The sequence below is a fragment of the Actinoplanes sp. L3-i22 genome (genome assembly GCF_019704555.1).
Taxonomy (GTDB): domain Bacteria; phylum Actinomycetota; class Actinomycetes; order Mycobacteriales; family Micromonosporaceae; genus Actinoplanes.
On the sequence record NZ_AP024745.1, the window covers coordinates 4,931,308 to 4,955,753 of the forward strand.

Here is a 24,446-nt window from a genome sequence, read left to right on the forward strand (position 1 = left end):
ATTACGGTACGAACGGAGAACGCGAGCTCGTGCGCGAACGCCCGGCCGTGCTCCCCGCGATCAGGTGGTGGGCTGCGCGGACGGGTCCACGCTCGGCTGGCCGGTGGGCGCGGTGCTGGGCGTGCCTGTCGGAGTCGCGGTCGGGCTGACAGTCGGCGTCGCTGTCGGCGTGCCTGTCGGGGTGCCTGTCGGGGTGGTGGTCGGGGTGACAGTCGGCGTCGCCGTCGGCGTGCCTGACGGCGTGGCGGTCGGGGTGGCGGTCGGCGTCGAGGACCTGGCCTGCACCTTCGACGCCGTGTAGACGGTTCCCGACCGGGTTCCGGTGACGGTGATCCGGAACCCCGCCTTGAGGTCGGCGGCCGTGGCCGGCGCGCCGTTGAGCACGATGCGCACGCTGCTGGGCAGCAGGATGCTGACGGTGTGGCCCTTGACGTCCTTGGTCCCGGCCTTGACCGCGACGGTCACCGTACCCAGGGTGCTGTCGACGGCCGTGATCGAGCCGTTCGCCGCGAAGTTCGCCTTGGCCGGCTTCGCGGGCTTGGCGGGTTTGCCGTGTTTACCGGGCTTCTCGGTCGCGCTGGGCTTGGCCGACGGCGCGTGCTCGGACGACTTGCCGGCCGGCTTGGCCCAGGCGACCGCGGCGGTGGACACGCTGGGGACCAGGATGCCGGCGGCCACGGCCACCGCCACTGCGGTACGACGCACGCGCATGAGAACTCCTTGTTACCGGGGGAGGGACCAGCCCAGACTTCATCCGGGTGAGTGCAGCGCGGGCGTGTGCCGGTTGCCGTCCGGTAGCGGGGTCACCCCTCGTCGTCGTAGCCCAGGGCCTTGAGCGAGAGCCGGTGCAGCGTCTCCCGTTCCGCCGGGGCCGGGGCGATGCCGCTGGTGTCGTCGGCCTACGCGGCGGTTCGCCGCGAGCAGTTGCCGGATGCCACGGCCGTGGTGAACATTCTGCAACGGGTGGGTGGCGTGGTGGGGCTGGCCCTGGTCGCGGTGATCCTGTCCCGCGCGACCGCGTCCGGCTGGGCGCCGGTCGCCGGCTACCACCTGGCGTTCGCGGCGCTGTCGCTCACGGCCTCGGCCGCGTCCACCGTCCTGCGCGGCCAGCAGCGGCGGGCAGCGCGGTGATGGCTTTGCGGGCGGCCTGACCAGGCGCCGGAAACGCCGGGCGGCGGCCTGCCCGGGCGCCGGGCGGCGGCCCGGCCGGAGGCTGGCGACGCTGAACGGCAGCCTGCCCGGGGGCCGGACGGCGGCCCGGCCGGGGGCCGGAAACGCCGAACGGCGGCCCGACTGAAACAGTCGAGCCGCCGTTCAGAACAGGTAAATCAGAGCGGGCGGATGTTCTCCGCCTGCGGGCCCTTCTGGCCCTGGGTGATGTCGAACTCCACCTTCTGGTTCTCGTCGAGGCTGCGGAAGCCGCTCGACGCGATGGCGGAGAAGTGGGCGAAGACGTCAGCGCCGCCGTCGTCCGGGCTGATGAAGCCGAAGCCCTTGTCAGCGTTGAACCACTTCACGGTACCTGTAGTCATGTCTATCTCCTTTGCGGGCTGTAGAAGCCGCACCGTGCGACCTCTGGCGCCGCCGCGTTGATCACCCGCGTCGAAAACGACACGACAAACGAAAAGCGCCTATACGGGTTTATGTTCCCCATCAGGCGCCGCTAACGTCTTTGGAAATCAAAACTGCAACGAGGAAAAGCTACCACATGATCCAGACGTGCCAACCGGCAATCGCCCGATTGAGCGTGTCGAAGGTGACCGAGTCGACTCGCCGGGCGGCCGATCAGACGTAGGTCAGCGGCCGGCCGTGGCCTACCGAGAACTCGGCTGCCTGCTGAAACAGCGCCACGTAGAAGACCAGCGGATCGTCGACGGCATTGGTCAGCGCCATCGGCCCGCTGGGCAGGCCTGCGGGCAGAGCGATGCCGGCGGCGATCGGTGCGATCGCCGCGCGCAGCCGCTGCGCGCTGAACACGTTCGTCACGTCGTCGAAGGAACTGGCCCGCGGAAGCTCGATCAGGCCGGCGAAGTCCACCGGCACGAACAGCGAGGCGTCCAGGAACTCGGCCGCGCCGTGCCGCGCGCACAGCTCGGCGAACGCGTCCATGCTCGGGATCAGCTTCTCCTCGAAGCGCCCGCCCGGGCCCGGCGGGCCGGTCCAGGCCGGCAGATCGCGCGCCGCGAACGCCGCGTCGAGCAGGCCGGCATAGCCGTCGTGCGCCCAGCTGTCGGCGCTGACATCGACCAGGTACATGCCCACGCCGCGAATGGTAACGGCGTACTACCGGTTCGGACCGGCGACCCGGTTGCGGCCGCCGTGCTTGGCCTCGTACAGCCGGCGGTCGGCGATCTCCAGCAGGCCGGCGGCCGAGTCGGCCTCGTGGTGTGCGGCCACCCCGATGCTCACGGTGACCCGCAGGTCCGGTGCGATCACGCTCCAGTCGTACGTCTCGATCGTCGCCCGCAGCCGCTCGGCGACGGCGTCGCCCGGCTCGTCGTCGCTCTCGCTGAGCAGCAGCGCGAACTCCTCGCCGCCGTAGCGGGCCGCGTGATCGGCCGGCCCGCCGGACTGCTGCAGCAGCCGGCCCAGCTGACGCAGCACCTCGTCGCCGATCTGGTGCGAGTGGTTGTCGTTGACCCGCTTGAAGTGGTCCACGTCGAGCAGCGCGATCGAGTACCGCGCCCCGTCGGTCGCCAGCAGCCGGTCCAGCAGCCGGCGGTTGGCCAGGCCGGTCAGCGGGTCCTCCAGGCTCTGCTGCAGCAGGCTCTCGGCGTGCCGGGTCAGCTCCAGGTTCGAGTGGTACAGGTCCTCGGCGCGGGCGCGTTCGCGCATGGCGTACTGCTGGGCCCGGGCGGTCTCCAGCCGGATCGCGGCGATGTTGGCGCTGCGCTGCGCGGCCTCGGAGGCGACCAGGGTGAACAGGGTGTGGAAGCGCTTGTGGTACTCCAGCGCGGCGCGGAAGTTCTCGTTCTTCTCGTGCGCCTCGGACAGGTGCTCGCAGTAGTACATCGCGGCGTTGTTGCCCACGCACCGCTCCAGGGCCTCGGCGAAGAGCCGGGCGGCCTGGTCGTAGTCCCGCAGCGCCATGTAGATGCAGCCGCGGGTGTCCAGGTGGTGGGTGATGGTGGAGACCGAGTCCAGCTCCGGATCGATCCGGAAGGTCTCCATCATCGCCAGCGCCTCCTGCGGACGGCCGACGAAGGCGAGCATCTCGGCCAGGTTGCCCAGCGCGTTGGCCTGGAAGTAGCGGTGCCCGGCCGCGCGGCCGGTCTCCATCGCCTCGCGGGCCCGGTCGATCGCGAGTTCGCCGTGGGCGAGCGCGGTCGGCTCGTCGCCCTCCTCCCGGGCGGCGTGCGCCTGGCCCATCAGCACGCAGGCGATGGTGTCGATCAGACTGCCGTGCACGGCGACGTCACCGAGCAGCCGGGCGGTCTCGGCGGCCCGCTCGCAGTACTCCATCGACATCTCGTACTGGCGCAGGCACAGGTGCACGATGCCGATCGCGGTCAGCGCCAGCTGCCGGGGCCGTAGCTCGCCGCTGAGCTCGGCCAGTTCCAGGGCGATCAGCCCCTCGTCGAGCGCCTCGGTCAGGTCGCCGGTGAGGATCAGGACCCGGGCGATGGTGGAGCGCACCGACGACTCCCCGGCCAGGTCGCCGAGCTCGTGCCACAACCGGACGGCCTGCAGCCCCACCTCGATGCTCTGCGCGTACCGGTCCAGCCGGTGGTGGCAGGCGGCGATCACCGCCAGGGCGTGCGCGCGCACCCCGTCGGTGTCGGCCAGGGTCTCGGCGCGCTCGGCGAGTTCCATCGCCGGGCTGTACCGGGCCATGTCGAGGTGTGCCTGCGCTTGCTGGACCAGCGACGACGCGTCGTCACGGGTCTGGACCTCAGGCTGGGCGTTCACGACCCGTCGTATCGGCCGGACAGATCCCGACCTGAGAGCCCCGCTCACGCCTGCCGATGGTCATGAACCGATCCGGGCCGGTCGGCGGACAGACTGTTCAGGACCGTACGACAGGGGGTGACCGTGGACGACGCGGCCCTGATCAGGTTGACCGCGCGCGGCGATCAGAACGCGCTCGCCGAGCTCTACGAGCGGCATGCGCCCTGGTTGCAGGTGCGGCTGCGCCGGCGGTGCGCCGACGACGACGTGATCGCCGAGGCGCTGCAGGAGACGTTCGTGGCCGCGTGGCGCGGCGCGGCCCGGTGGCGCGGCGACGGTGACGTCGGGGCGTGGCTGTGGGGGATCGCGGTCCGGCGCCTGGTCGACCTGATCGCCAAGCGGCCGGCGCACCGCCCGCTGGCCGGCGTCCCGGATCCGGTCGTGGTGTCGGCGGAGGAGCAGGTGCTGCTCGGCGTCGAGTACGCCGAGCTGTCCACCGCGCTGAACCGGCTGTCGCCCGAGCTGCACGCCGTGGTGCAGGCGACCGTGCTGGACGGCTTGACCACCCGGGAGGCCAGCCGGCTGCTGCGCATCCCGCAGGGCACGGTCAAGACCAGGATGGCCCGCGCTCGCACGTTGCTCAGGGAGGCGCTGTCATGACCGGTTGGCACGCCGACGACGCCCTGTTGAGCGCGTACGCGCGGGGCCGCCTCGACCGGGCCAGGGCGGCCTCGGTCGAGCAGCACCTGTCCGGGTGCGCCCGCTGTCGCGCCGGCATCGCCCCGTACGCCGATCCGGGGTTGCATTCCCGGGCCTGGGCGGACGTCGTCGACGTGCTGCAGCGGCCCCGGCAATCGCTGTTCGAGTGGATCCTCGTCGGGCTGGGACTGTCCGCGCCGGCGGCCCGGCTGGCCACCGGGGCGTCGGCGGCGCGCCGGGCGTGGGTGGCCGGCTGTGTGCTGGTGGCCGCGTTCGCGCTGGTCGCGCGCTACACCGACGGGCGGGTGGCGATCTGGTTCCTCACCGTGGCGCCGCTGGTGCCGCTGACCGGGGTCGCCGCGGCGTACGGGCCGGGCACGTTCCCCATGCACGACATCGTCTCGGCGGCGCCCTATCCCCGGCTGCGGCTGGTCCTGCTGCGCTGCCTGCCGGTGCTGCCGATGACCGCGGCGCTGCTGGCGGTCGGCGGGCTGGCACTGCCGGGCGTGACCCAGGCGGCGCTGTGGCTGCTGCCCGGCCTGGCCCTGGCGGTCTTCGGGCTGGTCGCCGAGCGGTTCGTCGGGGCGCGCGCCGCGATCGCCGGGCTGGCCGTCCTCTGGATCTGTGTCGTGACGGCGGCGCGTGTCTCGACCGGCTCGGTGTTGAGCGCGTTCTCACCCGCCGTACAAATGGCGTCTTTGCTTGTCATTCTCGTCGCGGTGACCGCGGCCGTCGTCGGCGCCGGCCGGGCCCGGGGCCTGCGGTGAGCGGCATCCGGCTCACCGGCGTGAGCAAGACCTACGGGCGCCGCCGCGTGCTCGACGGCGTGTCGCTGGCGGCCGGCACCGGCATCCTCGGGCTGCTGGGGCCCAACGGCGCCGGCAAGACCACCCTGCTGCGGGTGCTCGCCACGGTGGCCCGGGCCGACTCCGGCAGTGTCGGACTGCTCGGCCGCGACGCCGCCGACCCACCGGCGCGGGCCGACATCCGCCGGCGCCTGGGCTACGTGCCCCAGGAGACCGGCTTCCCGAGTGGCTTCACCGCCTTCGAGTACGTCGACTACGTGGCGATCCTCAAGGAGATGACCGACCGGCGCACCCGGCACGACGAGGTGCGCCGGGTGCTGGCCGTGATGGGCCTGGAGCAGGTCGCCCGCCGGCGCGTCCGGCGGCTCTCCGGCGGCACGAAACGCCGCCTGGTGATCGCGCAGGCCCTGCTCGGCGATCCCCGGCTGCTGATCCTCGACGAGCCGACCATCAGCCTCGACCCGGAGCAGCGGCTACGGTTCCGCGACACGATCTCCGCGCTCGCCGAGGACCGGTGCGTGGTCGTGTCCAGCCACCAGACCGAGGACGTCGCGGCGTTCTGCACCCGGATCGTGGTGCTGCACGAGGGCCGGGTGCGTTTCGACGGGGCCCCGCGACAGCTCGCCGCCACCGCGACCGGACGGGTGTGGATCGCCGCCCGGCGCGACCCCGGCGCCCGGCTCGCCTGGCGCACCGACGACGGCCGGCTGCGCCAGGTCGGCACCCCGCCGCCGCACGCCCGGCTGGTGCGGCCGCTGCTGGAGGACGGCTACCTGATGCTCCTCGACGCGACGCGGCCCTCCGCGGCGGCGGCGAGCGCATGAGCGCTGCCACCGCGCCGGTCGTGCGGCGACTCGGCGCGGTCGAGGCCCGCCGGATGCTGCGGCACCCCGCCTACCCGATCGGGATGCTCTACATGCTGACCTGGGCCGCCACGCTGATCGTCAACCGCGAGGGCGCGACCCCCGCCAACGGCGCCTACATGGTCCTGATGCTGAGTCTGCTGCTGGTCTATGCGCCGGTGACGCTCGTGGCCGCGAACCGGGTCGCCGCCGGTACGTTCCGCAACCAGGTCCGTGAAGTGCTCGACTGCGCGCCGGTCGACGAGCGGCAGCGCACGATGGCCGCGATCGTGGGGCTGGTGCGCGGGCCGGTCCTCGTCGGCCTCGCCGGGGCGGCCGCGCTGCTGGTGCTCGGCGCGTTCACCACCGCGGCCACCGCGGTGCCCGACGACCGGGTCTATCAGCGCGATGCCCTGGAGTATCTGCAGGTGCCGGCGCTGGTGCTCGGCGCGGGCCTGCTCGGCATCGCGGTCGCCCGCTGGCTGCCCTGGCCGGGCATGCTGGCGCTGACCACGCTCGTGCTGTGGCTGGGCACCATCGCCATGTACTACCCGTTCCGGGCGGGACCCTCGGCCGGCGGGCCGGAGCTGGTGCACGCCCGGACGTGGTTGTCGCTGTGGCCGGTCTGGCTGGCCTCCAGCCACGGGATCCTGCCGCGGCAACCACTGGGCCAGGAGCTGTGGCACCTGAGCTACCTGCTCGGACTCGGCGCGCTGGCCGGTCTCGCGGCCGTGCTGCGCACCGGTGGCCCGCGCACGGCGCTCTACGCCGCCGCGGGCCTGGTCGCCGCGGTGACGGCGGCCGCGGCCTGGTTGCAGCTCGGCTGAGCCGGGCCGGAACCGGTTCACGGCGCGCCGCCTTCCCGCGCGATCTGCACGAAGTGGACGGCAAGCGCCGAGACCTAGAACCGGAACGGAGGCGGGCGCGGACAGCTCCAACAAAGCCAGATACGGAGGCGATCGAGATGACGTCGACAAAGGTCCGGGACGACCGGATCAGCCAGCAGTTGCAGGACCAGTACGAGGAGGCCGCCCAGCAGGCCGCCACCCGGCGGCGGGGAGCCTCGACCGGACGAGCCCGGGAGGCGTCGGCCGTACCGTCGAAGACGGTCCGCGACGACCGGATCAGCCGGCCGGAGCAGGCCGACTTCGAGGAGGCCACCCGGCAGGCATCCGCCCGGCAGCAGGGGTCCGCCGTCGATCAGAGCCCCGACGGCGATCTGATCCGCCGACTGGACGACATCAGCGACCTGCTGCGTTCGATGTCGGTTCGGGTGACCCGCCTGGAGAGCGGGGACACCGACACGTCGGTGAGCAACCGGCCGCTGGACGCCACCGAGAGCGGCTCCACGGGCATCGTCGCGGGCACGGACCGGGTCACCGGCACCGTGGCCGAGGACTTTCCGTGGTTCTGGCCGTTCCCGCCGCCGCCCCCGCCGGTGCTGACCCGCACGCAGGGGCCGGACTTCATCGACGGGCCGAACGGCAACGCCTTCATCGACACCGTCGCCAACCTGACCCAGTCGGGCCAGCTGCAGGCCACCACGCACGTCCAGGCGACCAACCTGTTCGGCGGCGTCACCACCGGCACGCTGATCCTGGTGGCGGACGAGACCGGGGCGATCATCGCGCGCTCCGGGCTGCAGCAGATCGGGGTCGACGGCACCTGGGTGCCGTTCAAGGAGAGCAACCGCACGGTCGGCTGGGGCGAGGACTTCGGCACGGACGTGGCGAACCGGGGCCGGGCCCTGTACGTCGCGCACTTCCACGCCGGGCGCAACCGGCTGGTCGAAGACCTCAACGAGATCTTCGGGGCGGTCGCGGACGTCGCGGCGTTCGTGGAGAACTTCTGCGCCAAGAACCCGGACCTGTGCGCGGCAGTCGCCGCCGCGTTCGCGTAGGGCCGGCTCAGGCCGGGACGCTGTCCTGGGTGGCGGCCCAGGCGGCGAGCAGTTCCAGAGCGTCGCCGGAGGGGGTGCCGGGCTCGGCGGAGTAGGTCAGCAGCGTCAGGTTGTCCTCGCCCGCCAGCTCGAAGCCCTCGAAGGCCAGTTCCAGTTCGCCGACGGCCGGGTGGCGGAAGCGTTTGACGCCGTGCCGGTGTACGTAGACGTCTTGGGTCGCCCACCAGCCACGGAACGGCTCGCTGCGCCTGGACAGCTCGCCGATCAGGTTCATCAGCTGCTGGTCGTCGGGGTGCCGGGCGGCGGCGATGCGCAGCGCGGCGACGGCGGACTGAGCGACCTGCGGCCAGTCCGGGTAGAACGCCTGGGCCTGCGGGTTCAGGAAGTTGAATCGCATCGAGTTCACTGCCGGTGTCGCGCCGGCGGTGTACATCGGTGCGTAGAGGGCCTGCCCGAGGGGGTTGGCGGCCAGCAGGTCGAAGCGGTGGTTGCGCAGGAACGCGGGAACCCCGGTCATCGAGTCCAGCACGCGGCGTACGGCTGGGCGGATCTCGGGTACCCGGTCGCGGCGGGTCCGCAGCCGGGCGGGGGTGGGGCCGGCGGCGCGGGCGAGGTGGTGCAGGTGGGTGGTCTCGGTGTCGTCGAGGCGTAGCGCGCGGGCCACGGCGTCCAGGACGCTGTCGGAGACGCCGGCGAGGTTGCCGCGTTCCAGGCGGGTGTAGTACTCGACGCTGACTCCGGCGAGGGCGGCGACCTCGCCGCGGCGTAGTCCGGCGACGCGGCGGCTGCCGTAGGCGGGGATGCCGGCCTGTTCGGGGCTGACCTTGGCCCGGCGGGAGGTGAGGAACGCCCGTACCTCGTCGCGGTTGTCCATGAACCCAGGTTAGGCGGGTCAGCGCCGGGTGATCGGGCCGAGGCCGTCGGCGCCGACCTGGATCTCGGATGGGCCGCCGGTCAGGTCGGTCAGCGGCTGCTCGCGGGCGTCGAGGTCCAGCACGGTGGTCGCCTCGGCGTACCAGGACGGGATCACCGCGTTCCCCCAGTAGTCGCGGCGGCGTTCGTCGTGCACGCTCCACCGGTACGTCTCGTGGTCCGGGTCCCCGGTGAAGTAGTCGCTGGTGTAGATCTCGATCCGGTGCCCGTCGGGGTCACGCAGATAGACGTAGAAGGCGTTCGAGACGCCGTGCCGGCCGGGCCCGCGTTCGATGTGCCGCTGCTTCCCGACGGCGCCGAACAGGTCGCAGGTGGTCAGCACGTGGTGGCTCTCGTGGGTGGCGAACCCGAGGTGGTGCAGCCGCGGCCCGGCGCCGGCGGTGAACGCGACGTCGTGGACGGTCTGTTTGCGGAACATCCAGGCGGCGAACATCTGGTGCTCGTCCTCGATCGTCTCCGAGCAGCCGAAACCCAGCGACGCGTAGTGCGCGTAGGCGGCCGGGATGTCCGGCACGACCAGGTTGAAGTGGTCCAGCCGGGCCAGGTGCGCGCCCCGGTGCAGGTCGTAGCGCTGGATCAGGCGTTCGGCCCGGTCGATGCCGTGGAAGAACTCCACGGTGAACCCGAGCGGGTCGACCACCCGGACCGCCTCGCCGACGCCGGCGGTCGCCCCGGCCGGGCGGCGCCGCACCGCACACCCGCGCTCGGTGAAGAAGGCCTGCGCCCGGTCCAGGTCGGCGGCCGAGCGGACCCGGTACGCGATCGCCGCCGCGGCCGGGCGCCCGCCGGCCCGCAGCACCAGGCTGTGGTGCGTCAGCTCGTCGTGTCCGCGCAGGTAGAGGGCGTCGCTCTGCTCGGCGGAGACGACCAGGCCGAGCATGTCGACCCAGAACCAGCGGCTGGCGGCCAGGTCGGTCACGACCAGTTCGGCGTAGGCGGCGCGGACGATGTCGGGCGCTTCGGACTCGGGCATGATGGCTCCTGACGGTGGCTCAGTCGGCGCGCACGCCGAACCGGGGTGTCCTCGGATCGCCGACCGCGACGTGGATCACCCGCTGGTCGGTGTAGAAGTCGATGCTGTGGTGCCCGCCCTCGTGACCCAGGCCGCTGTCCTTGACGCCGCCGAACGGGGTGCGCAGGTCCCGCACGTTGTGGCTGTTGAGCCACGCCATGCCGGACTGGATGGCCCGGGCCACCCGGTGCCCGCGCCGCAGGTCGCCGGTCCAGACGTAGGCGGCCAGCCCGTAGCGGGTGTGGTTGGCCAGCGCGATCGCCTCGGCCTCGTCCGCGAACGGGGTCACGCAGACCACCGGCCCGAAGATCTCCTCCTGGAAGATCCGCATCTGGGGTGTGACGTCGGCGAACACGGTCGCGCCGAGGTAGTTGCCCTCGGCCAGATGCGCCGGCCGGCCGCCGCCGGCTATCAGCCGGGCGCCTTCGGCAAGACCGATTTCGACGTACGACATCACGCGCGCGAAGTGGTCGCGGTGCACGAGCGCACCCAGCTGGGTCGCCGGGTCGCCCGGCGCGCCGACCGTCACATCGCGGGCGCGCTGCCCGAGCCGGGCCACGAAGTCGTCGTAGATCGAGCGTTCGACCAGGATCCGCGAGCCGGCGGTGCAGCGTTCCCCGTTGAGCGAGAAGACCCCGAAGACCGCGCCGTCCAGGGCCCGGTCCAGGTCGGCGTCGGCGAAGATCACGCAGGGTGACTTGCCGCCGAGCTCCATCGACAGCGCCTTGAGGTGCTCGGCGGCGCCGCGCATGATGACCTGCCCGGTGGTGGTCTCGCCGGTGAACGAGATCAGCGGGACGTCCGGGTGTGCGACCAGGGCCGCGCCGGCCTGCTCGCCGAGGCCGTGGACGATGTTGAACACGCCGTCGGGCACCCCGGCCTCGGTCATGATCTGCGGCAGCAGGCTCGCCGACAGCGGGGTCCACTCGGCCGGTTTGAGCACGACCGTGCAGCCGGCCGCCAGGCTGGGCGCGAGTTTCCAGGTCGCCAGCATGAACGGCGTGTTCCACGGGGTGATCAGCCCGGCCACCCCCTTCGGCTGGCGCACCACGTAGCTGAGCTGCTCGTCGCCGACCCGGAAGGCGTCCTCGTGCAGGCCGACGACCAGATCGGCGAAGAAGCGGAAGTTCTCCGCCGCGCGGTGCGCCTGACCGCGGGCCTGGGTGATCGGCAGCCCGGTGTCCCACGCCTCGAGCTCGGCGATCCGGTCGTCGCGCGACTCGATGGCGTCGGCGATCGCGTGCAGCACCCGGGCCCGGGCGCGGGGCAGCAGCCCGGGCCAGGTGCCGTCGGTGAAGGCGGCGCGGGCGGCGCGCACCGCGGCCGCCACGTCCTCGGGCCCGCCGGCGGCCACCGTGCAGTAGGGCTGGCCGGTCACCGGATGCGGATTGTCGAAGCTGGCCCCGCCGATGCTGGGCACCTGCTTGCCGTCGATGAAGTGCAGGATCTGCGCGGGCAGGCCGTCGGGCCGGGTCACGGGCGCGCTCCTTCCGGCCGGGGGATGCCGGTGCCCGGGTCGAGCAGGGCGCCCGCGTCGGCGAGCAGGGCGCCGATGCGCTCGGCGGCGGCCTCGCTCACCGGTGCCAGCGGGGCCCGGACGTGCGCGGACGCGATGCGTCCCCACCGGTGCAGGACGTGTTTGGCCGGGGCCGGGTTGGTCTCGACGAACAGCAGCGACACCAGCGGGTGCAGCGCGTAGTGCAGGTCGCGGGCGCCGTCGTGGTCGCCGGCGACCCATCGCTGGTACATCCGGGCGCTCGCCGCCGGAGCCAGGTTGCTCAGCGCGCTGATGAAGCCGCTGCCGCCCAGGGCCAGCAGCGGCAGGCACAGCAGTTCGACGCCGGACCAGACCAGGAAGTCACGGCCGCACCGGTACAACACGTACGAGAAATGCTCGAAGTCTTTGGTGGTTTCCTTGACGCCGGCGAAGTTGTCGTGGTCGCGGCGCAGCCGGGCCAGCGTCGCCGGGTCGATCTCGACGGCGGTGCGCACCGGCACGTTGTAGGCGACGATCGGCAGGTCGGGGAACTCCGCGCAGATCGTGGCGTACCAGCGGTAGAGGCCCTCCTGGGTGGGGCGCGCGTAGTACGGCGTGATCACCAGGCAGAGGTCGGCGCCCAGGTCGCGGGCGGCCGCGGTGAGCTCGAGCGTCTCGTCCAGCTTGGCCGAGCCGGTGCCGGGCAGGAACGGCACCCGGTCGTCGACGATGAGTGCCGTGGTGCGCATGGCGGCGATGCGTTCGGCGACCGACTGCGCGCTGGGCTCGCCGGTCGACCCGCCGATCGACACGCCGTGGGTGCCGGACTCCAGCTGCCAGCGCACCAGCGCGGCGAGACTGTCGTGGTCGAGTTCACCGGTGGCGGCGAACGGGGTGACCAGGGCGCTGAACGAACCCCGTACCGTCGATGGGTCTGATCGGAATTTCACCGCGTCTCCTTCTCACCGGCGTCGACCCAGGCTTGGTATTGCGCCCGGCGGGCCGGTCCCAGCGGGTACAGGCCCTCGATCGACGCCCCGGCCGCGACCTGCTCGTGGATGAAGCGTTCCTGGCGTTCCAGCTCGCTCGCCTCGGCGGCGACGTTGCCGGCGATGCCGGGCGGGATCACCACCACACCCTCGGCGTCGCCGACCAGGACGTCGCCCGGCTCGACCAGCACCCCGCCGCAGGCCACGGCGACGCCGACGGCCCACGGCACGTGCCGGCGCCCGAGCACCGCCGCGTGCGCCGGGCCGTGATAGGTGGGCAGATCGAGCCCGGCGAACGACGGGCTGTCGCGCAGGCCGCCGTCGGTGACGATGCCGGCCGCGCCGCGGCGCAGCGCCCGCAGCGCGAGGATGTCGCCGATCGTGCCGGAACCGGCCTCGCCGCGCGCGCCGATCACCAGCACCTGCCCGGGGCCGATCTGCTCGACCGCGCGTTTCTGCGCGTTCATCCCGGCGCCCCGGTCGGCGAACAGGTCCTCGCGCAGCGGCAGGTACTGCAGCGTGTGGGCGGTGCCCAGCATGCGCAGGTCCGGGCGGGCCGGGCGGAGCCCTTCGACGAACATGTGCTGCAGGCCGCGGGTGCGCAGCACCGACGACAGGGTGGCCGTCGAGACGCTGTTGAGCAGCGCCGCGGTCCGCTCGTCCAGCGCCGGTGGATCCGCGCTGTCCCGGGCGCCGCCGTACGCGTCGGCCCGGTCCGCCTCGGTGCACCGGGGCATCGCGCCGTAGACGGCCAGCGGCTCGCCGGCGTCGACGATCAGGTTGGCCAGCCGCCCGGTCGTGCCCAGCTCCACCTCGACGGTGTCGCCCGGTTCCACCACGGAGGCCCCGGCCGGCGTCCCGGTCAGGATGATGTCGCCGGCCTCCAGGGTGGTCAGCCGGGACAGGTCGGCGACCAGCTGCTCGACCGGGAAGATCAGCTCGGCGGTGGTCGCGTCCTGCACGAGCGTGCCGTTGACCCAGGTCCGCAGCCGCAGGTCGGCCAGGTCGACGCCGGCCGGGTCGACCAGCACCGGGCCGACCGGGGTGAAGCCGTCCGCGCCCTTGAAGCGCAGGTTCGCGCCCCGGTCGGCGTAGCGCAGGTCGTAGACGCCCGCGTCGTTGGCGGCGGCGAGCCACCCGATGTGCGCCATCGCCTGCTCGGGCGCGACCCGGCGGGCGGATCGTCCGATCACCAGCGCGATCTCGCCCTCGAAGGCCATCAGCCGGCAGCCGTCGGGCCGCTCGATCACCGCGCCGTGCCCGGACAGCGACGAGGGCGGCTTGAGGAAGTACGACGGCTGCGACGGGGTCCGGCCCCGCTCGGCCGCCCGGCTCCGGTAGTTCAGGTGCACGGCGATGATCTTGGAAGGGGCCAGGCCCAGCGGATGCCCGGCGCTCACGACGGCACCCCGGTCAGCAGCAGGTCCGCGGCCCGCTCGGCGATCATCACGACCGGCGCGTTGGTGTTGCCGGTGGGCCCGGCCGGCATCACCGAGGCGTCGGCGACCCACAGCCCCTCGACGCCGTGCACCCGCAGCCGCTGGTCGACCACCGCCTGCTCACCCGTGCCCATCGCGCACGTGCCGGTCTGGTGGTGATAGGTCACCACGGTCTCCCGGATGTAGTCGCGCAGCAGGTCGGTCGTGGTCGCCAGCGACGCCGGGTACACCTCGCGGGCGCCCCAGCCGGTGCGCAGGGCCGGCTGCGCGGCGATCTCGCGGCACAGCCGCACCGCCGCCACCATCGCCTCGACATCCTCGGGGGCGCTGAGCACCCGCGGGTCGATCTCCGGCGGGGCGGCCGGGTCCGCGCCGGTCAGCCGCACGGTTCCGCGACTGGCCGGACGCACGATGCCGGCCATGAACGTGACGCCGTGCTCCGGCGGCTGCATCCAATCGGTCACCAGCGAAGAGCCGAACATCAAGGGCTGCAGATCCGGTACGACCACCTCCGGCCGGCTGCGCCAGAACAGGTGACTCTGACACACCGGCAGGCCCGGCACCGGAGTCACCGCCCGGTCGACGCCGAGCACGACCGGGACCAGCCAGTGATCCCGCAGGTTCGCGCCCACGCCCGGCAACGCCGCCACCACCGGGATGCCCAGCGCCCGCAGAAGATCGGGGTCGCCGACGCCCGAGCGTTGCAGCAGCACGGGCGAGCCGAGCGCGCCGGCGCACAGCACCGTGCGGGCGGCGGTGATCGTGTGGCGCTCGCCGTCCTTGTCGTACTCCGCGCCGATGCAGCGGGTCGCGTCGAAGCGCAGCCGCCGGACCTGCGCGGACGAGACCAGCGACAGCAGCGGATCGCGCCGCACCGGGCCCAGGTACGCGTCGGCCGTCGTCAGCCGGCGCCCGTCGCGCACGGTGAGCTGCACATACGAGACACCGTCCTGGCGGTCCCCGTTGTAGTCGGCGTTGTACGGCAGCCCGTACTCCACGGCCGCCGCGACGATGGCCCGGTGAACCGGATGCGGCGCGAAGCCGGTGAGCACCTCCTGGATCTTCTCGGCCCGCTCGAACAGCGGGCGGACCCGGGCCCACGCCCACTCGTCGTTGCCCAGCCCGGCCCACCCGTCGTAGTCGGCCGGGTTGCCGCGGGCCCAGATCATCGCGTTCAGGGCATGCGACCCGCCGAGGGTCCGCCCGCGCGGCAGGTGCAGGCGGCGGCGGTGCGCGAACTGCTGCGGCACGGTGTGGAAGTCCCAGTCGGCCGGGGTGTGCCACAGCTCGTGCATGCGTACCGGGTCGGTGACCGCCGCGCGGACGGCCTGGTCCCCGGCCTCCAGCAGGACCACCGAGGCGCCGGCGTCGACCAGCCGGCGGGCGAGCGCGCACCCGGCGCTGCCCGCACCGATGACCAGCACGTCAGGGCCGGTCATATGGGCTGTTCCTCCGGGTACGTGACCCGGCCCAGCGCGGTGATCAGCGCGCCCCCGGGCGCACACTGGGCCGCCCCGCTCGCGCCCAGGCCGAAGAACACGCCGGTGGTGCGCATCGCGGTCAGGTCGTAGAGCCAGGTCGCGGCGACCGGGATCAGGAACTCGCGGAACGTGAACACGTACAGGTTGTCGCCGAGCGACCAGGTGCTGGCCAGGTCGACGTCGCCGTGCCCGCGCTGCGCGCCGACCAGGCACTGCCAGGCGTACCGCTCGCTGCTCAGGTAGATGTGCTCGTACAGGTGCTCCGGGCTGTACCGGTAGAGCGCCCGCAGGCCGATCAGGTCCCGGGTGGGCGCGGCCGGCGTGCCGAGGGTCCGGGTGCCCGCCACCGTGCCGGGCCGGAAGAGCTGGCTGACCCGGGGCCGGCCCGGGGTGGGCCCGGCGGCGATGTGCGACTCGACTGTCAGGGTCCGGCCGCGGGGGACGTCGACGACCAGCACCGCGGCGCGCAGCGGCTCGGCGGCGAACGTCAGGGTCAGGAAGAACACGCCGGGGCGGACCTCGATCGCCTCGTACCAGTCGTCGTCGCCGGAGCCCTGCTCGCTGCTCCAGCGCAGCCGGTCGGCCGAGACGAACTCCAGGTGCAGGCGGCCCCCGTCGTCGACGTCGAGCGTCGTGCCGGCCAGCACGCCGGTACGGGCCGCGCGGTTGCCGTCGATGCCGGGCGCGAAGTCGTCCATCCCCTTCCACCCGTGCGGCACGGCGATGTCGTCCATGGGTTCCGTCCTCAGTCGGCGAAGGCGAGCGTGGGCAGGTCGACCGCGCCGGCGCCGCAGTCGGCGACCACCACCGACCCGGTCATCGCCGACGCCTCGGGGGAGGCGAGGAACGCGATGACCGCGGCGATCTCCTCGGGCTCGGCCACCCGGGCCAGCGGGGTGTCCTTGGCGACCAGGGCGTACGCCTGGTCGCGGTCCAGGCCCCGCCGGCGGCCCAGGTCGTCCATCTGCTCGTCGGCCATCGCGGTGCGCACCCAGCCGGGACAGACCGCGTTGGCCCGCACCCCGAAGCGCCCGTAGTCACGAGCCAGCGACCGGGTCAGCCCGATCAGGGCGTGCTTGCCGGTCACGTAGCCGACCACGCCCGGCCCGGCGAACAGCCCGGCGATCGAGGAGACCACCACGACCGCGCCCCGGGCGCGGATCAGGTGGGGGAGCGCGGCCCGGACGGTGACGAACGCGCTGTCGAGGTTGGCATGCAGGCTGTAGCGCCAGGCGGCGTCGCCGACGTCCGCGGCCGCGCCGGGAACGTGCCCGCCGGCGTTGGCCACCACGACGTCCAGCGTGCCGAACGCCTCGACCCCGGCGGCCACCACGGCCTCGGCCTGCTCGGCGACGGCCACGTCGGCCGGCACCACGACCGACGGGCCGGGCAGGCTCGCGGCGACCTGCTGGAGCGGTGCCTCCCGGCGGCCGGTGAGCACCAGGTTGGCGCCCTCGCCGGCGACGCGCCGGCACAGCGCCGCGCCGATGCCGGTGCCGGCCCCGGTCACCAGCACGGTCCGCCCGGTGAAGCGTTTCCTGTCGTCCACGGACCCGAGGTTAGGAACGCCACCCGGTCGCGGGCGATGCCCGGCGCACGGCCGGGCACTGGCCGACAAGCGCTGAGCAGACAGAGTCAAGCGCGCCGCCGGGCTCATCGCCCACGCTGACGGCGGTCCGCTACGAAAATCCCGCACCAGGCGAGGTCGGCGTGAACACAGACAGCACCTCGACGACGGCGCCGAGCGCCGGCGCACCGGCGCCCGCGCCGCCGCCCGAGCCGGCCGCGTTGCTGCGGCGCGCCCCGCGGGCGCTGGTCGCGTTGCTGCGCCGGGCCCTGCGGGCGCCGGCCGCCAGCGTGGTGCTCGCGACCGTGGTGCTCGCCGGCCTGGTGGGCGCGGCCCACCCGACCTTTCTGAAACCCGCCCAGCTGCTCGACATCCTGCAGGCCTCGACCTATGTCGGGCTGCTGGCGATCGGCATGTCGTACCTGGTGGCGATGCGCGAGATCGACCTGTCGGTGGGTTCGCAGTTCGGCCTGTGCCTGATCGCGACCGCGCTGCTGATCGCGCACGGCGTGAATGCCTGGGTCGCCGCCGGTCTCGGGGTCGCCTGCGGCGCGGTGCTGGGCCTGGTGAACGCGACAGTGGTGACCTTCATCCGGATCCCGACGATCGTCGCGACCCTGGCGACCCTGTCGGTCTTCCGTGGCCTGGCCATCGCGCTGACCAGCGGCCAGCAGGTGGTCGGCCTGCCGCTGGACGACTCGTTCTTCACCGTGCTGGGCGGCGAGGTGGCCGGCCTGCCGATCAGCGTGCTCGTGCTGGCGGTCGCGGCGCTGGTGCTCGGCGTGGTGCTGCACCACACCCCGTTCGGCTACCGGGTGCTGGCGGTCGGCTCCAACCCGGAGGCGGCCGCGTTCGCCGGCATCTCGGTGGCCCGCGTACGCATGCTGGTGCTGGTGCTGGTCGGCGTGCTCGCCGGCATCGGCGGCTGCCTGGGCCTGGCCTACTTCACCTCCGGCGACCCCACCATCGGCACCGGTTTCGAGCTGCAGGCCATCGCCGCCGCGGTGATCGGCGGCACGGCCCTGCGCGGCGGGACGGCCACCGTGATCGGCGCGGTCTGCGGGGCGGTCCTGCTCAACGTCGTGGCCGCCGGCCTGACCTACTTCAGCATCCCGGCCAACTGGAGTGCCTTCGCCACCGGCCTGGTGATCCTGGTGGCCGTCGGCATCGACAGCCTCGTCCGGCGCCGCAAGGAGGCCGGCCTCCGTGCACAGTGAAAGGACACCCCGATGCGGACAGATATCTCGCGTACCGCGACCCGGCTGGGCATCTGCGCCACGGCCGGCCTGCTCGCGCTGGCCGGCTGCGACTCGGGCGGCTCGGGCGACGCCGCGGGCGGTGGCTGCGACACCGCCAAGAGCAAACTGAACCTGGCCTTCGTGTACGCCTCGACCGACCAGAACCCGTTCCAGGAGATGGCCCTGGGCGCCAAGGCGGCCGCCGACGAGGACGGCAACGTCAAACTCAACGAGGTCGCCCCGACCAGCGTCGACGGGCCCAAGGCGGTGGCGCTGTTCCAGTCCGCCTCGAAGACGGCGAGCGACGGCATCGCGTACCAGACCGTCGCCCCGGACCTGTTCGTCCGGCCGCTCAACGAGGCGACCGCCGCCGGGACCCCGGTGATCGCGGTGGACGCCGCGCCACCGGCGGGCACCGACGTCAAGACGTACATCGGCAACAGCAACACCGCGCTGGGCGTGCTGCTCGGCGAGGCGTTCGTGAAGCAGAATCCGCCCGCCACCGGCGAGGTGGTGCTCGGCAACGACATCCCGTCGCTGCCGCTGCTGGTGCAGCGCATGGACGGCGTGCAGTCGGTGCTCAAGAGCAAGCTGCCCGGGATGAAGGTCAGCGGTCCCTACGACAGCAAGTCCCAGCCGACCGAGAACTACAACGCGTGGAAGAGCCTGACCCAGGCGCACCCCGACGCGGCCGCGTTCATCGGCGTCGGCGGCCAGGACGGCGTCTCGCTGCCCCTGATCAAGAAGCAGACCGGCCGGACGTTCCTGGCCGGCTCGGCGGATCTGCCCCCGGAGGCCGTCGCCGCGGTCCAGTCCGGTTCGGTCTTCGCGCTGTCCTCCCCGGAGCACTGGATGAAGGGCTACATCGCGATCCACCTGCTGATCCAGGCCAAGCGCACCTGCACGCCGATCCCGCAGGGCTGGTGGAACTCGGGCAACCTGCTGGTCGACAAGAGCAACGTGGACAGCATCGCGGCCCGGCAGGTGAGCCCGCAGACCCGGGCCGAGTACTTCAAACCGGAGATCGCCGAGCAACTCGCGAACCCGCCGCTCAAGCCGCTGTCCGAGGCGAACTAGCCGTGCCCGTCATCGAGGCCACCGGCCTGCGCAAAACCTACGGCGGCATCACCGCGCTCAACGGCTGTGACCTGCGGATCGCCGCCGGCACCGTGCACGCCCTGCTCGGCGAGAACGGCGCCGGCAAGTCGACCCTGGTCAAGATCCTGACCGGTGCGGTGCGCCCGGACGCGGGCCGGATCCTGATCGACGGCGCCCCGGCCCGGTTCCGCGACACCGCCGACGCCGCCCGCCACGGCGTCGCGGTGGTCTCCCAGGAGCTCAATCTCTTCCCCGACCTCGACGTGCTGGCCAACCTTTACACCAAAAGAGAGATTCTTCGGTACGGCGTTTTCGACCGTCCCGCGATGACCGCCCGGGCCGAGCCGGTGCTCGCCGAGCTCGGCCTGCACGTCTCACCCCGCGCCCTGGTCGGCTCGCTGCCCCTGGCGCAACGTCAGCTGGTCGAGATCGCCAAGGCGTTGCTGACGAATCCGCGCGTGCTGGTCCTCGACGAGCCGACCTCGGCGCTCGACGAGGCCGGCTCGCAGCGGCTGCTGCACGTGCTGCGCGCCCTGCGCGACCGCCGGGTGGGCGTGCTGTTCGTCAGTCACATCCTGGAGGAGGTGCTCGCGGTCAGCGACCGGATCACCGTGCTGCGCGACGGCGCCGTCGTGGTCGCCGCCGCCCGGCGCGCCGACATGAGCGTCGAACGCATCGTCGCCGCGATGCTCGGCGACCGCCCGCCGGCGCCCGCCCCGGCCGCGCGGGCGACCGTCGCGGCCGAGGCCGGTCCGGCACTGTCCGCCGAGCAGATCACCCTGCCCGGCATCCTGCACGGCGTCACCGTCCACGCCCGGCCGGGCGAGATCGTCGGACTGGCCGGGGTGGTCGGCGCCGGCCACAGCGACCTGCTGCGGGTCCTGTCCGGCCAGCACCGGGGCGCCACCGGCCGGCTGCGGCTGCCCGGCGACCCGGACCAGCGGCGCCGGCGCGGGCGTCTGCCCCGGAACCTGCGCGGCGCGGTGCGCAGCGGCATCGCGCTGGTCGCCGGCGACCGGCAGTTCGGGCTGATGCCGGACAAGCCGATCTGGATCAACATCGCCCAGGTCCGGTCGGTCTCGCTGGCCCGCGACGGCGCCCTGATCCGCCGGGCGCGGCTGCGTGGGCGCGCCCGGCGCCAGATCGCGGCGCTGGCGGTGCGGACCACGAGCGTCGACGAGCCGGCCGGGCTGCTCTCCGGCGGCAACCAGCAGAAGGTGGTGCTGGCCAAGTGGTTCGAGGCGGCACCGTCGGTGCTGCTGCTGGACGACCCCACCCGCGGCGTCGACGTCGGCGCGAAGGCGGAGATCCACCGGCTGATCCGGGCGGCCGGCGCCGGCCGGGTGACGCTGATCTGCTCCACCGACCTCGACGAGCTGGTGAACCTGTGCGACCGGGTCGTGGTGCTGCGCCGCGGCCGGGTGGCCGCGGAACTGTCCGGCGATCGGCTCGACCGGCACACGCTGCTGGAACAGATGAACGCCACGACCTGAGGTCAGCGCGGGCCGGGGTCGTCGTCGGCGGCCGCCGCCATCTCGACGTGACCGAACACGTCGCGGCTGAGCCGGTACTCGCGCGGGGAGACGCCGTACGTCGCCTTGAACGTCCGGCTGAAATGGGCCGCGTCCAGAAACCCCCAGTGCGCCCCGATGGTGCTCACCGCGGTGTCCAGCTGCCCCGGGTCGAGCAGGTCGCGCCGGCACTGCTCGAGCCGGCGATCCCGGATGTAGCGCCCCACCGACGTGCCGGTGGCCCGGAACAGCTTGTGCAGGTACCCGGTCGAGACGTGGCACGCCGCGGCGATCGCGTCCGGGGTCAGGTCGGCGTCGTCGAGGTTCGCCGCGATGAACGCCCGGATCCGCATCAGCAGCACCTGCATCGCGTCGCTCGGCCGGGCCGCCTCGCCGAGCTGCTCGGCGTAGAGCGTGGTGAGCAGGTCGACGAGGTTGTCGGCCAGCCGGGGCGCGGTGAACGTGCCGAGCTCCTCGATCTGCGACACCAGGTTGACCAGCAGGGGCGTGACCAGCCCGCCGATGCCGTGGCGTCCGGAGACCCGGCGCGCGGTCAGATCGCCCATCGCCCGCTGGGACAGCCGCAGGTCGCGGTGCGGGAACATCAGCACCAGCATCTGACAGGTGTCGCCGAAGGCCACCTGGTACGGCCGGCTGGTGTCGTAGATCGCCAGGTCGCCCGGCAGCAGCGGCGCCTCCCGGCCGTCCTGACTGATCAGGACGTAGCCGCGGACCGGCATGCTGAGCTTGTAGAAGCCGTCGTCGTGGGCGCGGGCGATGTGCCGCTCGGTGCGCACCGCCGTGTGCGCCGCGGCGGTGACCCGGCTGACCGTCACCCCGCCGATGGTCTCGGTGATGATCTCGCCGCGGAAGTTGATCGGATCCGGCACCGTGAAACTCAGGTCCACGAAGGACTTCGACGCGGCCGTACGCCAGAAGTCGGCCCGATCCGCAGGACTCACCTCGGTCGTGCGTAACAGAGTAGACACGAGACTCCAATCACCGTGTCGCCAGACTGCCGAGTACGCAACCTATAATCGTCGGCCCCGCGACGCCAGAGTGGTGCCGTCCGGCGGTCGATGACCCACAGACAAGCCCAGTCCTCCCAGGAACAAGCGGGTCCCGGCGCCCGGCCGCAGACTCCAGGGACGGCGCTCGCACGGCGCGCCCGTCCCGACCGGAGGGCCCACGCGATGTCCACGACGGTGCAGCGGTCCGGCGGATTCCCGGCCGGGCCGGTGACGGGCGACGAACCCGGCGGCCAGGTCCCCGCCACGGCGCTGCTGATCGGCCCGCACTGGCGGGCGGGCTCGACCGGCGCGGCGTTCGCGACCCGCAACCCCGCCGACGGCCGGATCCTCGCCGCCGTCGCGGCTGCCTCCGAGGCCGACGTCGACGACGCCGTGCGGGCCGCGCGCGCCGCGCTCACCGACCCGGCCTGGGCCGAGCTGCCCAGGCCGGCCCTGGCCCGGCTGCTCTGGCGGGTCGCGGACCTGATCGAGGCGCACGCCGACGAACTCGCCCGGCTGGAGACCCTCGACAACGGCCAGCCGATCGGCGTGGCCCGCACCGTCAGCGTCGCCGCGACCGCCGAGCACTTCCGGTACTTCGCCGGCTGGCCCACCAAGATCCACGGCAGCGCCGGCCCGGTCGCCGACCCCGGCGTCCTGCACTACACCCGGCGCGAGCCCGTCGGCGTGTGCGCCCTGATCACGCCCTGGAACTTCCCGATGATGATCGCCGCCTGGAAGCTGGCGCCCGCGCTGGCCTGCGGCAACACCGTGATCATCAAACCGGCCGAGCAGACCCCGCTGACCACCGTCCGGCTGGTGGAGCTGTGCCGGGAGGCCGGCTTCCCGCCCGGCGTGCTCAACCTGGTCACCGGCGGCCCCGAGGTGGGCCGGGCGCTGACCCGCCACCCGGGCGTGGACAAGGTGTCGTTCACCGGCTCGACCGCCGTGGGCCGGGAGATCCTGCGGGTGAGCGCGGAGCACCTCACCCGCACGACGCTGGAGCTCGGCGGCAAGGCCCCGATGATCGTCGCCCGGGACGCCGGCCTCGACGCGGCCGTGCAGGGCGCCGTGCAGGGCGCCCTGTTCAACAGCGGGCAGGTCTGCGCGGCGTACTCGCGCTTCTACGTCGACCGCGCCCGGGTCGACGAGTTCGTCGAGAAGACCGCCGCCCTGGCCGCCGGCCTGCGGCTCGGGCCCGGCCTGGCCCCGGGCACCGACCTCGGCCCGCTGATCACCCAGGAACACCTGACCGGCGTCGACGAGCACGTCCGGCGAGGCGTCGCGGACGGCGCCGAACTGGTGACCGGGGGACGGCGCGCCGAGGGCGAGCTGAGCGCCGGCTACTTCTACGAGCCGACCGTGTTCACCGGCGTGCGCGACGACATGGCCCTGGCCCGCGAGGAGATCTTCGGCCCGGTGATCCCGGTGCTCGCCTACGACGACGCCGACGACCTGGCGGCCCGGGCCAACGACACCGACTACGGCCTGGCCGCGTCGGTGTGGACCCGGGACGTGAGCACCGCCCACCGGCTCGCGGCCGCCGTGCGGGCCGGCTCGATCTTCGTCAACATGCTGCACGTGCCCGACGCCGCCGGCCCGTGGGGCGGGTTCCGGTCCAGCGGCCTCGGCCGCGAGATGGGTCCCGCCGCGATCGACGCCTACACCGAGCTCAAGGGCGTCTTCCTGAATCTGCGGGCTGAAAAATCCGAGGAGCATTGATGCGTACGCCGTTGCAGGCGGTCCAGGAGCACTACGCGGCATCCGCCGCCGGCGACCTCGCCGGGATGCTGGCACCCCTGTCGTCGAAGGTCCGCTGGATCGAGATGGCCGGGTTCCCGTACGCGGGCACCTACATCGGCCCGGCGGCCGTCCAGCACCACGTCTTCGAGCGGATCACCGCGGAGTGGGCGGACTACCGGGTCGTGCCCGAGCACTACGTGAGCGCCGGCGCCGAGGTGGTCGCGTTCGGCACCTACTCCGGCACGTACCGGGCCAGCGGCAAGGCGATGGCGGCGCGCTTCGTGCACCACTGGACGTTCGACGCCGGCCTGGTGGTGCGCTTCGAGCAGTACGCCGACACCCACCTGGTCGCCGCCGCGCTCACCTGAGCCCTCGGTCAGATCCCCGCGTCCTCGGATCGCCGGCCGAGGCGTTCGGCGTCGGAGCGCTCGACGCAGAACTCGTTGCCCTCCGGGTCGCCGAGCACGACCCAGCCGGTGCCGTCCGGCCTGCGCCGGTCGGAGACGAGGCGGGCGCCGGCGTCCAGAAGGCGGGTGACCTCCTCGTCGCGGGTGCGATCGGCGGGTTTGATATCCACGTGCATCCGGTTCTTCACCGTCTTGGCGTCGGGCACCCGGACGAAGAGCATCACCGGACCGGCACCGGCCGGCGGGATCACGGAGGCCTCCGGGTCGCCGGGGTAGTCGTCATCGCTGAGCGGGTTGCCGGTGACCGCACTCCAGAACTGCGCCAGGTCGTAGGGGTCACCGACGCAGTCGACGGTGATGTGGTTGATGACTGAACTCAACAATTCTCCAAAGGCCGGCAGCTCGA

25 protein-coding genes are annotated in these 24,446 nt (G+C 73.0%); 11 read left to right on the forward strand and 14 right to left on the reverse strand.

Annotated elements, in window-relative coordinates; translation table 11 throughout:
* Positions 1–60 precede the first annotated feature (60 nt).
* A complete protein-coding gene (locus L3i22_RS21885) occupies positions 61–711 on the reverse strand; it encodes a hypothetical protein (RefSeq protein WP_221328815.1) in 651 nt (216 codons plus the stop codon).
* A 120-nt stretch (positions 712–831) separates the two neighbouring features.
* On the opposite strand from L3i22_RS21885, the gene L3i22_RS21890 reads away from it, so the two are divergent.
* Positions 832–1,131 (forward strand): hypothetical protein, encoded by a 300-nt coding sequence (locus L3i22_RS21890; RefSeq protein WP_221328816.1) that lies wholly within the window; start codon positions 832–834, stop codon positions 1,129–1,131.
* 197 nt (positions 1,132–1,328) lie between these two features.
* On the opposite strand, the gene L3i22_RS21895 is transcribed toward L3i22_RS21890, so the two are convergent.
* The 3 genes from L3i22_RS21895 to L3i22_RS21905 form a co-directional block, all read right to left on the reverse strand.
* Positions 1,329–1,532 carry a cold-shock protein gene (locus L3i22_RS21895; RefSeq protein WP_221328817.1) on the reverse strand — a complete coding sequence of 68 codons (204 nt, stop codon included), beginning with the start codon at positions 1,530–1,532 and terminating at the stop codon, positions 1,329–1,331.
* Between the two features lie 253 nt (positions 1,533–1,785).
* Entirely contained in the window at positions 1,786–2,262 is a 477-nt protein-coding gene (locus L3i22_RS21900) for a hypothetical protein (RefSeq protein ID WP_221328818.1), read from the reverse strand.
* A gap of 21 nt (positions 2,263–2,283) precedes the next feature.
* Positions 2,284–3,909, reverse strand: a complete 1,626-nt coding sequence (locus L3i22_RS21905) for a diguanylate cyclase (RefSeq protein WP_221328819.1) — start codon at positions 3,907–3,909, stop codon at positions 2,284–2,286.
* A gap of 123 nt (positions 3,910–4,032) precedes the next feature.
* On the opposite strand from L3i22_RS21905, the gene L3i22_RS21910 reads away from it, so the two are divergent.
* From L3i22_RS21910 to L3i22_RS21930, 5 genes are all read left to right on the forward strand, one after another.
* Complete coding sequence (locus L3i22_RS21910) at positions 4,033–4,548, forward strand: RNA polymerase sigma factor (RefSeq protein ID WP_255658481.1); 516 nt, start codon at positions 4,033–4,035, stop codon at positions 4,546–4,548.
* Positions 4,545–5,354: a zf-HC2 domain-containing protein gene (locus L3i22_RS21915; protein WP_221328821.1), complete on the forward strand. Its 810-nt coding sequence runs from the start codon at positions 4,545–4,547 to the stop codon at positions 5,352–5,354. Before L3i22_RS21910 ends, L3i22_RS21915 begins: the two co-directional genes overlap by 4 nt.
* Entirely contained in the window at positions 5,351–6,217 is an 867-nt protein-coding gene (locus tag L3i22_RS21920) for an ATP-binding cassette domain-containing protein (RefSeq protein ID WP_221328822.1), read from the forward strand. Before L3i22_RS21915 ends, L3i22_RS21920 begins: the two co-directional genes overlap by 4 nt.
* On the forward strand, positions 6,214–7,062 hold the full coding sequence (locus tag L3i22_RS21925; RefSeq protein WP_221328823.1) for a hypothetical protein: 849 nt from the start codon (positions 6,214–6,216) through the stop codon (positions 7,060–7,062). The genes L3i22_RS21920 and L3i22_RS21925 overlap by 4 nt, the downstream gene beginning before the upstream one ends.
* Positions 7,063–7,199: 137 nt before the next feature.
* The gene (locus L3i22_RS21930; RefSeq protein ID WP_221328824.1) at positions 7,200–8,135 is read left to right on the forward strand and encodes a hypothetical protein; all 936 of its coding nucleotides are present in this window, start codon (positions 7,200–7,202) and stop codon (positions 8,133–8,135) included.
* A gap of 7 nt (positions 8,136–8,142) precedes the next feature.
* Here the strand turns inward: L3i22_RS21930 and L3i22_RS21935 are convergent, their stop codons facing one another.
* The 8 genes from L3i22_RS21935 to L3i22_RS21970 are packed head-to-tail and all read right to left on the reverse strand — an operon-like array spanning position 8,143 to position 17,015.
* Positions 8,143–9,009, reverse strand: coding sequence for a helix-turn-helix transcriptional regulator (locus tag L3i22_RS21935; protein WP_221328825.1), 867 nt, complete (start codon positions 9,007–9,009; stop codon positions 8,143–8,145).
* 18 nt (positions 9,010–9,027) lie between these two features.
* Positions 9,028–10,041 (reverse strand): 3,4-dihydroxyphenylacetate 2,3-dioxygenase, encoded by a 1,014-nt coding sequence (hpaD, locus tag L3i22_RS21940; protein WP_221328826.1) that lies wholly within the window; start codon positions 10,039–10,041, stop codon positions 9,028–9,030.
* Positions 10,042–10,060: 19 nt separating this feature from the next.
* On the reverse strand, positions 10,061–11,557 hold the full coding sequence (gene hpaE / locus L3i22_RS21945; protein ID WP_221328827.1) for a 5-carboxymethyl-2-hydroxymuconate semialdehyde dehydrogenase: 1,497 nt from the start codon (positions 11,555–11,557) through the stop codon (positions 10,061–10,063).
* On the reverse strand, positions 11,554–12,507 hold the full coding sequence (dapA, locus tag L3i22_RS21950; protein ID WP_221328828.1) for a 4-hydroxy-tetrahydrodipicolinate synthase: 954 nt from the start codon (positions 12,505–12,507) through the stop codon (positions 11,554–11,556). Before dapA ends, hpaE begins: the two co-directional genes overlap by 4 nt.
* On the reverse strand, positions 12,504–13,946 hold the full coding sequence (locus L3i22_RS21955) for a fumarylacetoacetate hydrolase family protein (RefSeq protein ID WP_221328829.1): 1,443 nt from the start codon (positions 13,944–13,946) through the stop codon (positions 12,504–12,506). Before L3i22_RS21955 ends, dapA begins: the two co-directional genes overlap by 4 nt.
* Positions 13,943–15,424 (reverse strand): GMC family oxidoreductase, encoded by a 1,482-nt coding sequence (locus tag L3i22_RS21960; RefSeq protein WP_221328830.1) that lies wholly within the window; start codon positions 15,422–15,424, stop codon positions 13,943–13,945. Before L3i22_RS21960 ends, L3i22_RS21955 begins: the two co-directional genes overlap by 4 nt.
* Entirely contained in the window at positions 15,421–16,200 is a 780-nt protein-coding gene (locus L3i22_RS21965) for a molybdenum cofactor biosynthesis F family protein (protein ID WP_221328831.1), read from the reverse strand. Before L3i22_RS21965 ends, L3i22_RS21960 begins: the two co-directional genes overlap by 4 nt.
* Before the next feature lie 11 nt (positions 16,201–16,211).
* The gene (locus L3i22_RS21970; protein WP_221328832.1) at positions 16,212–17,015 is read right to left on the reverse strand and encodes an SDR family NAD(P)-dependent oxidoreductase; all 804 of its coding nucleotides are present in this window, start codon (positions 17,013–17,015) and stop codon (positions 16,212–16,214) included.
* Between the two features lie 161 nt (positions 17,016–17,176).
* Here L3i22_RS21970 and L3i22_RS21975 point away from each other — a divergent pair, with 161 nt between their 5' ends.
* The 3 genes from L3i22_RS21975 to L3i22_RS21985 are packed head-to-tail and all read left to right on the forward strand — an operon-like array spanning position 17,177 to position 20,862.
* Positions 17,177–18,250 (forward strand): ABC transporter permease, encoded by a 1,074-nt coding sequence (locus L3i22_RS21975; protein WP_221328833.1) that lies wholly within the window; start codon positions 17,177–17,179, stop codon positions 18,248–18,250.
* Between the two features lie 12 nt (positions 18,251–18,262).
* Positions 18,263–19,348 (forward strand): sugar ABC transporter substrate-binding protein, encoded by a 1,086-nt coding sequence (locus L3i22_RS21980; RefSeq protein WP_221328834.1) that lies wholly within the window; start codon positions 18,263–18,265, stop codon positions 19,346–19,348.
* A gap of 2 nt (positions 19,349–19,350) precedes the next feature.
* Complete coding sequence (locus tag L3i22_RS21985; RefSeq protein WP_221328835.1) at positions 19,351–20,862, forward strand: sugar ABC transporter ATP-binding protein; 1,512 nt, start codon at positions 19,351–19,353, stop codon at positions 20,860–20,862.
* A gap of 2 nt (positions 20,863–20,864) precedes the next feature.
* Here L3i22_RS21985 and L3i22_RS21990 read toward each other — a convergent pair whose 3' ends face one another.
* Positions 20,865–21,842 (reverse strand): helix-turn-helix domain-containing protein, encoded by a 978-nt coding sequence (locus L3i22_RS21990; RefSeq protein ID WP_221328836.1) that lies wholly within the window; start codon positions 21,840–21,842, stop codon positions 20,865–20,867.
* A gap of 231 nt (positions 21,843–22,073) precedes the next feature.
* Here L3i22_RS21990 and L3i22_RS21995 point away from each other — a divergent pair, with 231 nt between their 5' ends.
* Together L3i22_RS21995 and L3i22_RS22000 are read left to right on the forward strand one after the other, a co-directional pair.
* Complete coding sequence (locus tag L3i22_RS21995; RefSeq protein ID WP_221328837.1) at positions 22,074–23,612, forward strand: aldehyde dehydrogenase; 1,539 nt, start codon at positions 22,074–22,076, stop codon at positions 23,610–23,612.
* A complete protein-coding gene (locus L3i22_RS22000; RefSeq protein ID WP_221328838.1) occupies positions 23,612–24,001 on the forward strand; it encodes a nuclear transport factor 2 family protein in 390 nt (129 codons plus the stop codon). The genes L3i22_RS21995 and L3i22_RS22000 overlap by 1 nt, the downstream gene beginning before the upstream one ends.
* An 8-nt stretch (positions 24,002–24,009) precedes the next feature.
* On the opposite strand, the gene L3i22_RS22005 is transcribed toward L3i22_RS22000, so the two are convergent.
* Entirely contained in the window at positions 24,010–24,420 is a 411-nt protein-coding gene (locus L3i22_RS22005) for a VOC family protein (RefSeq protein ID WP_221328839.1), read from the reverse strand.
* Positions 24,421–24,446 lie beyond the last annotated feature (26 nt).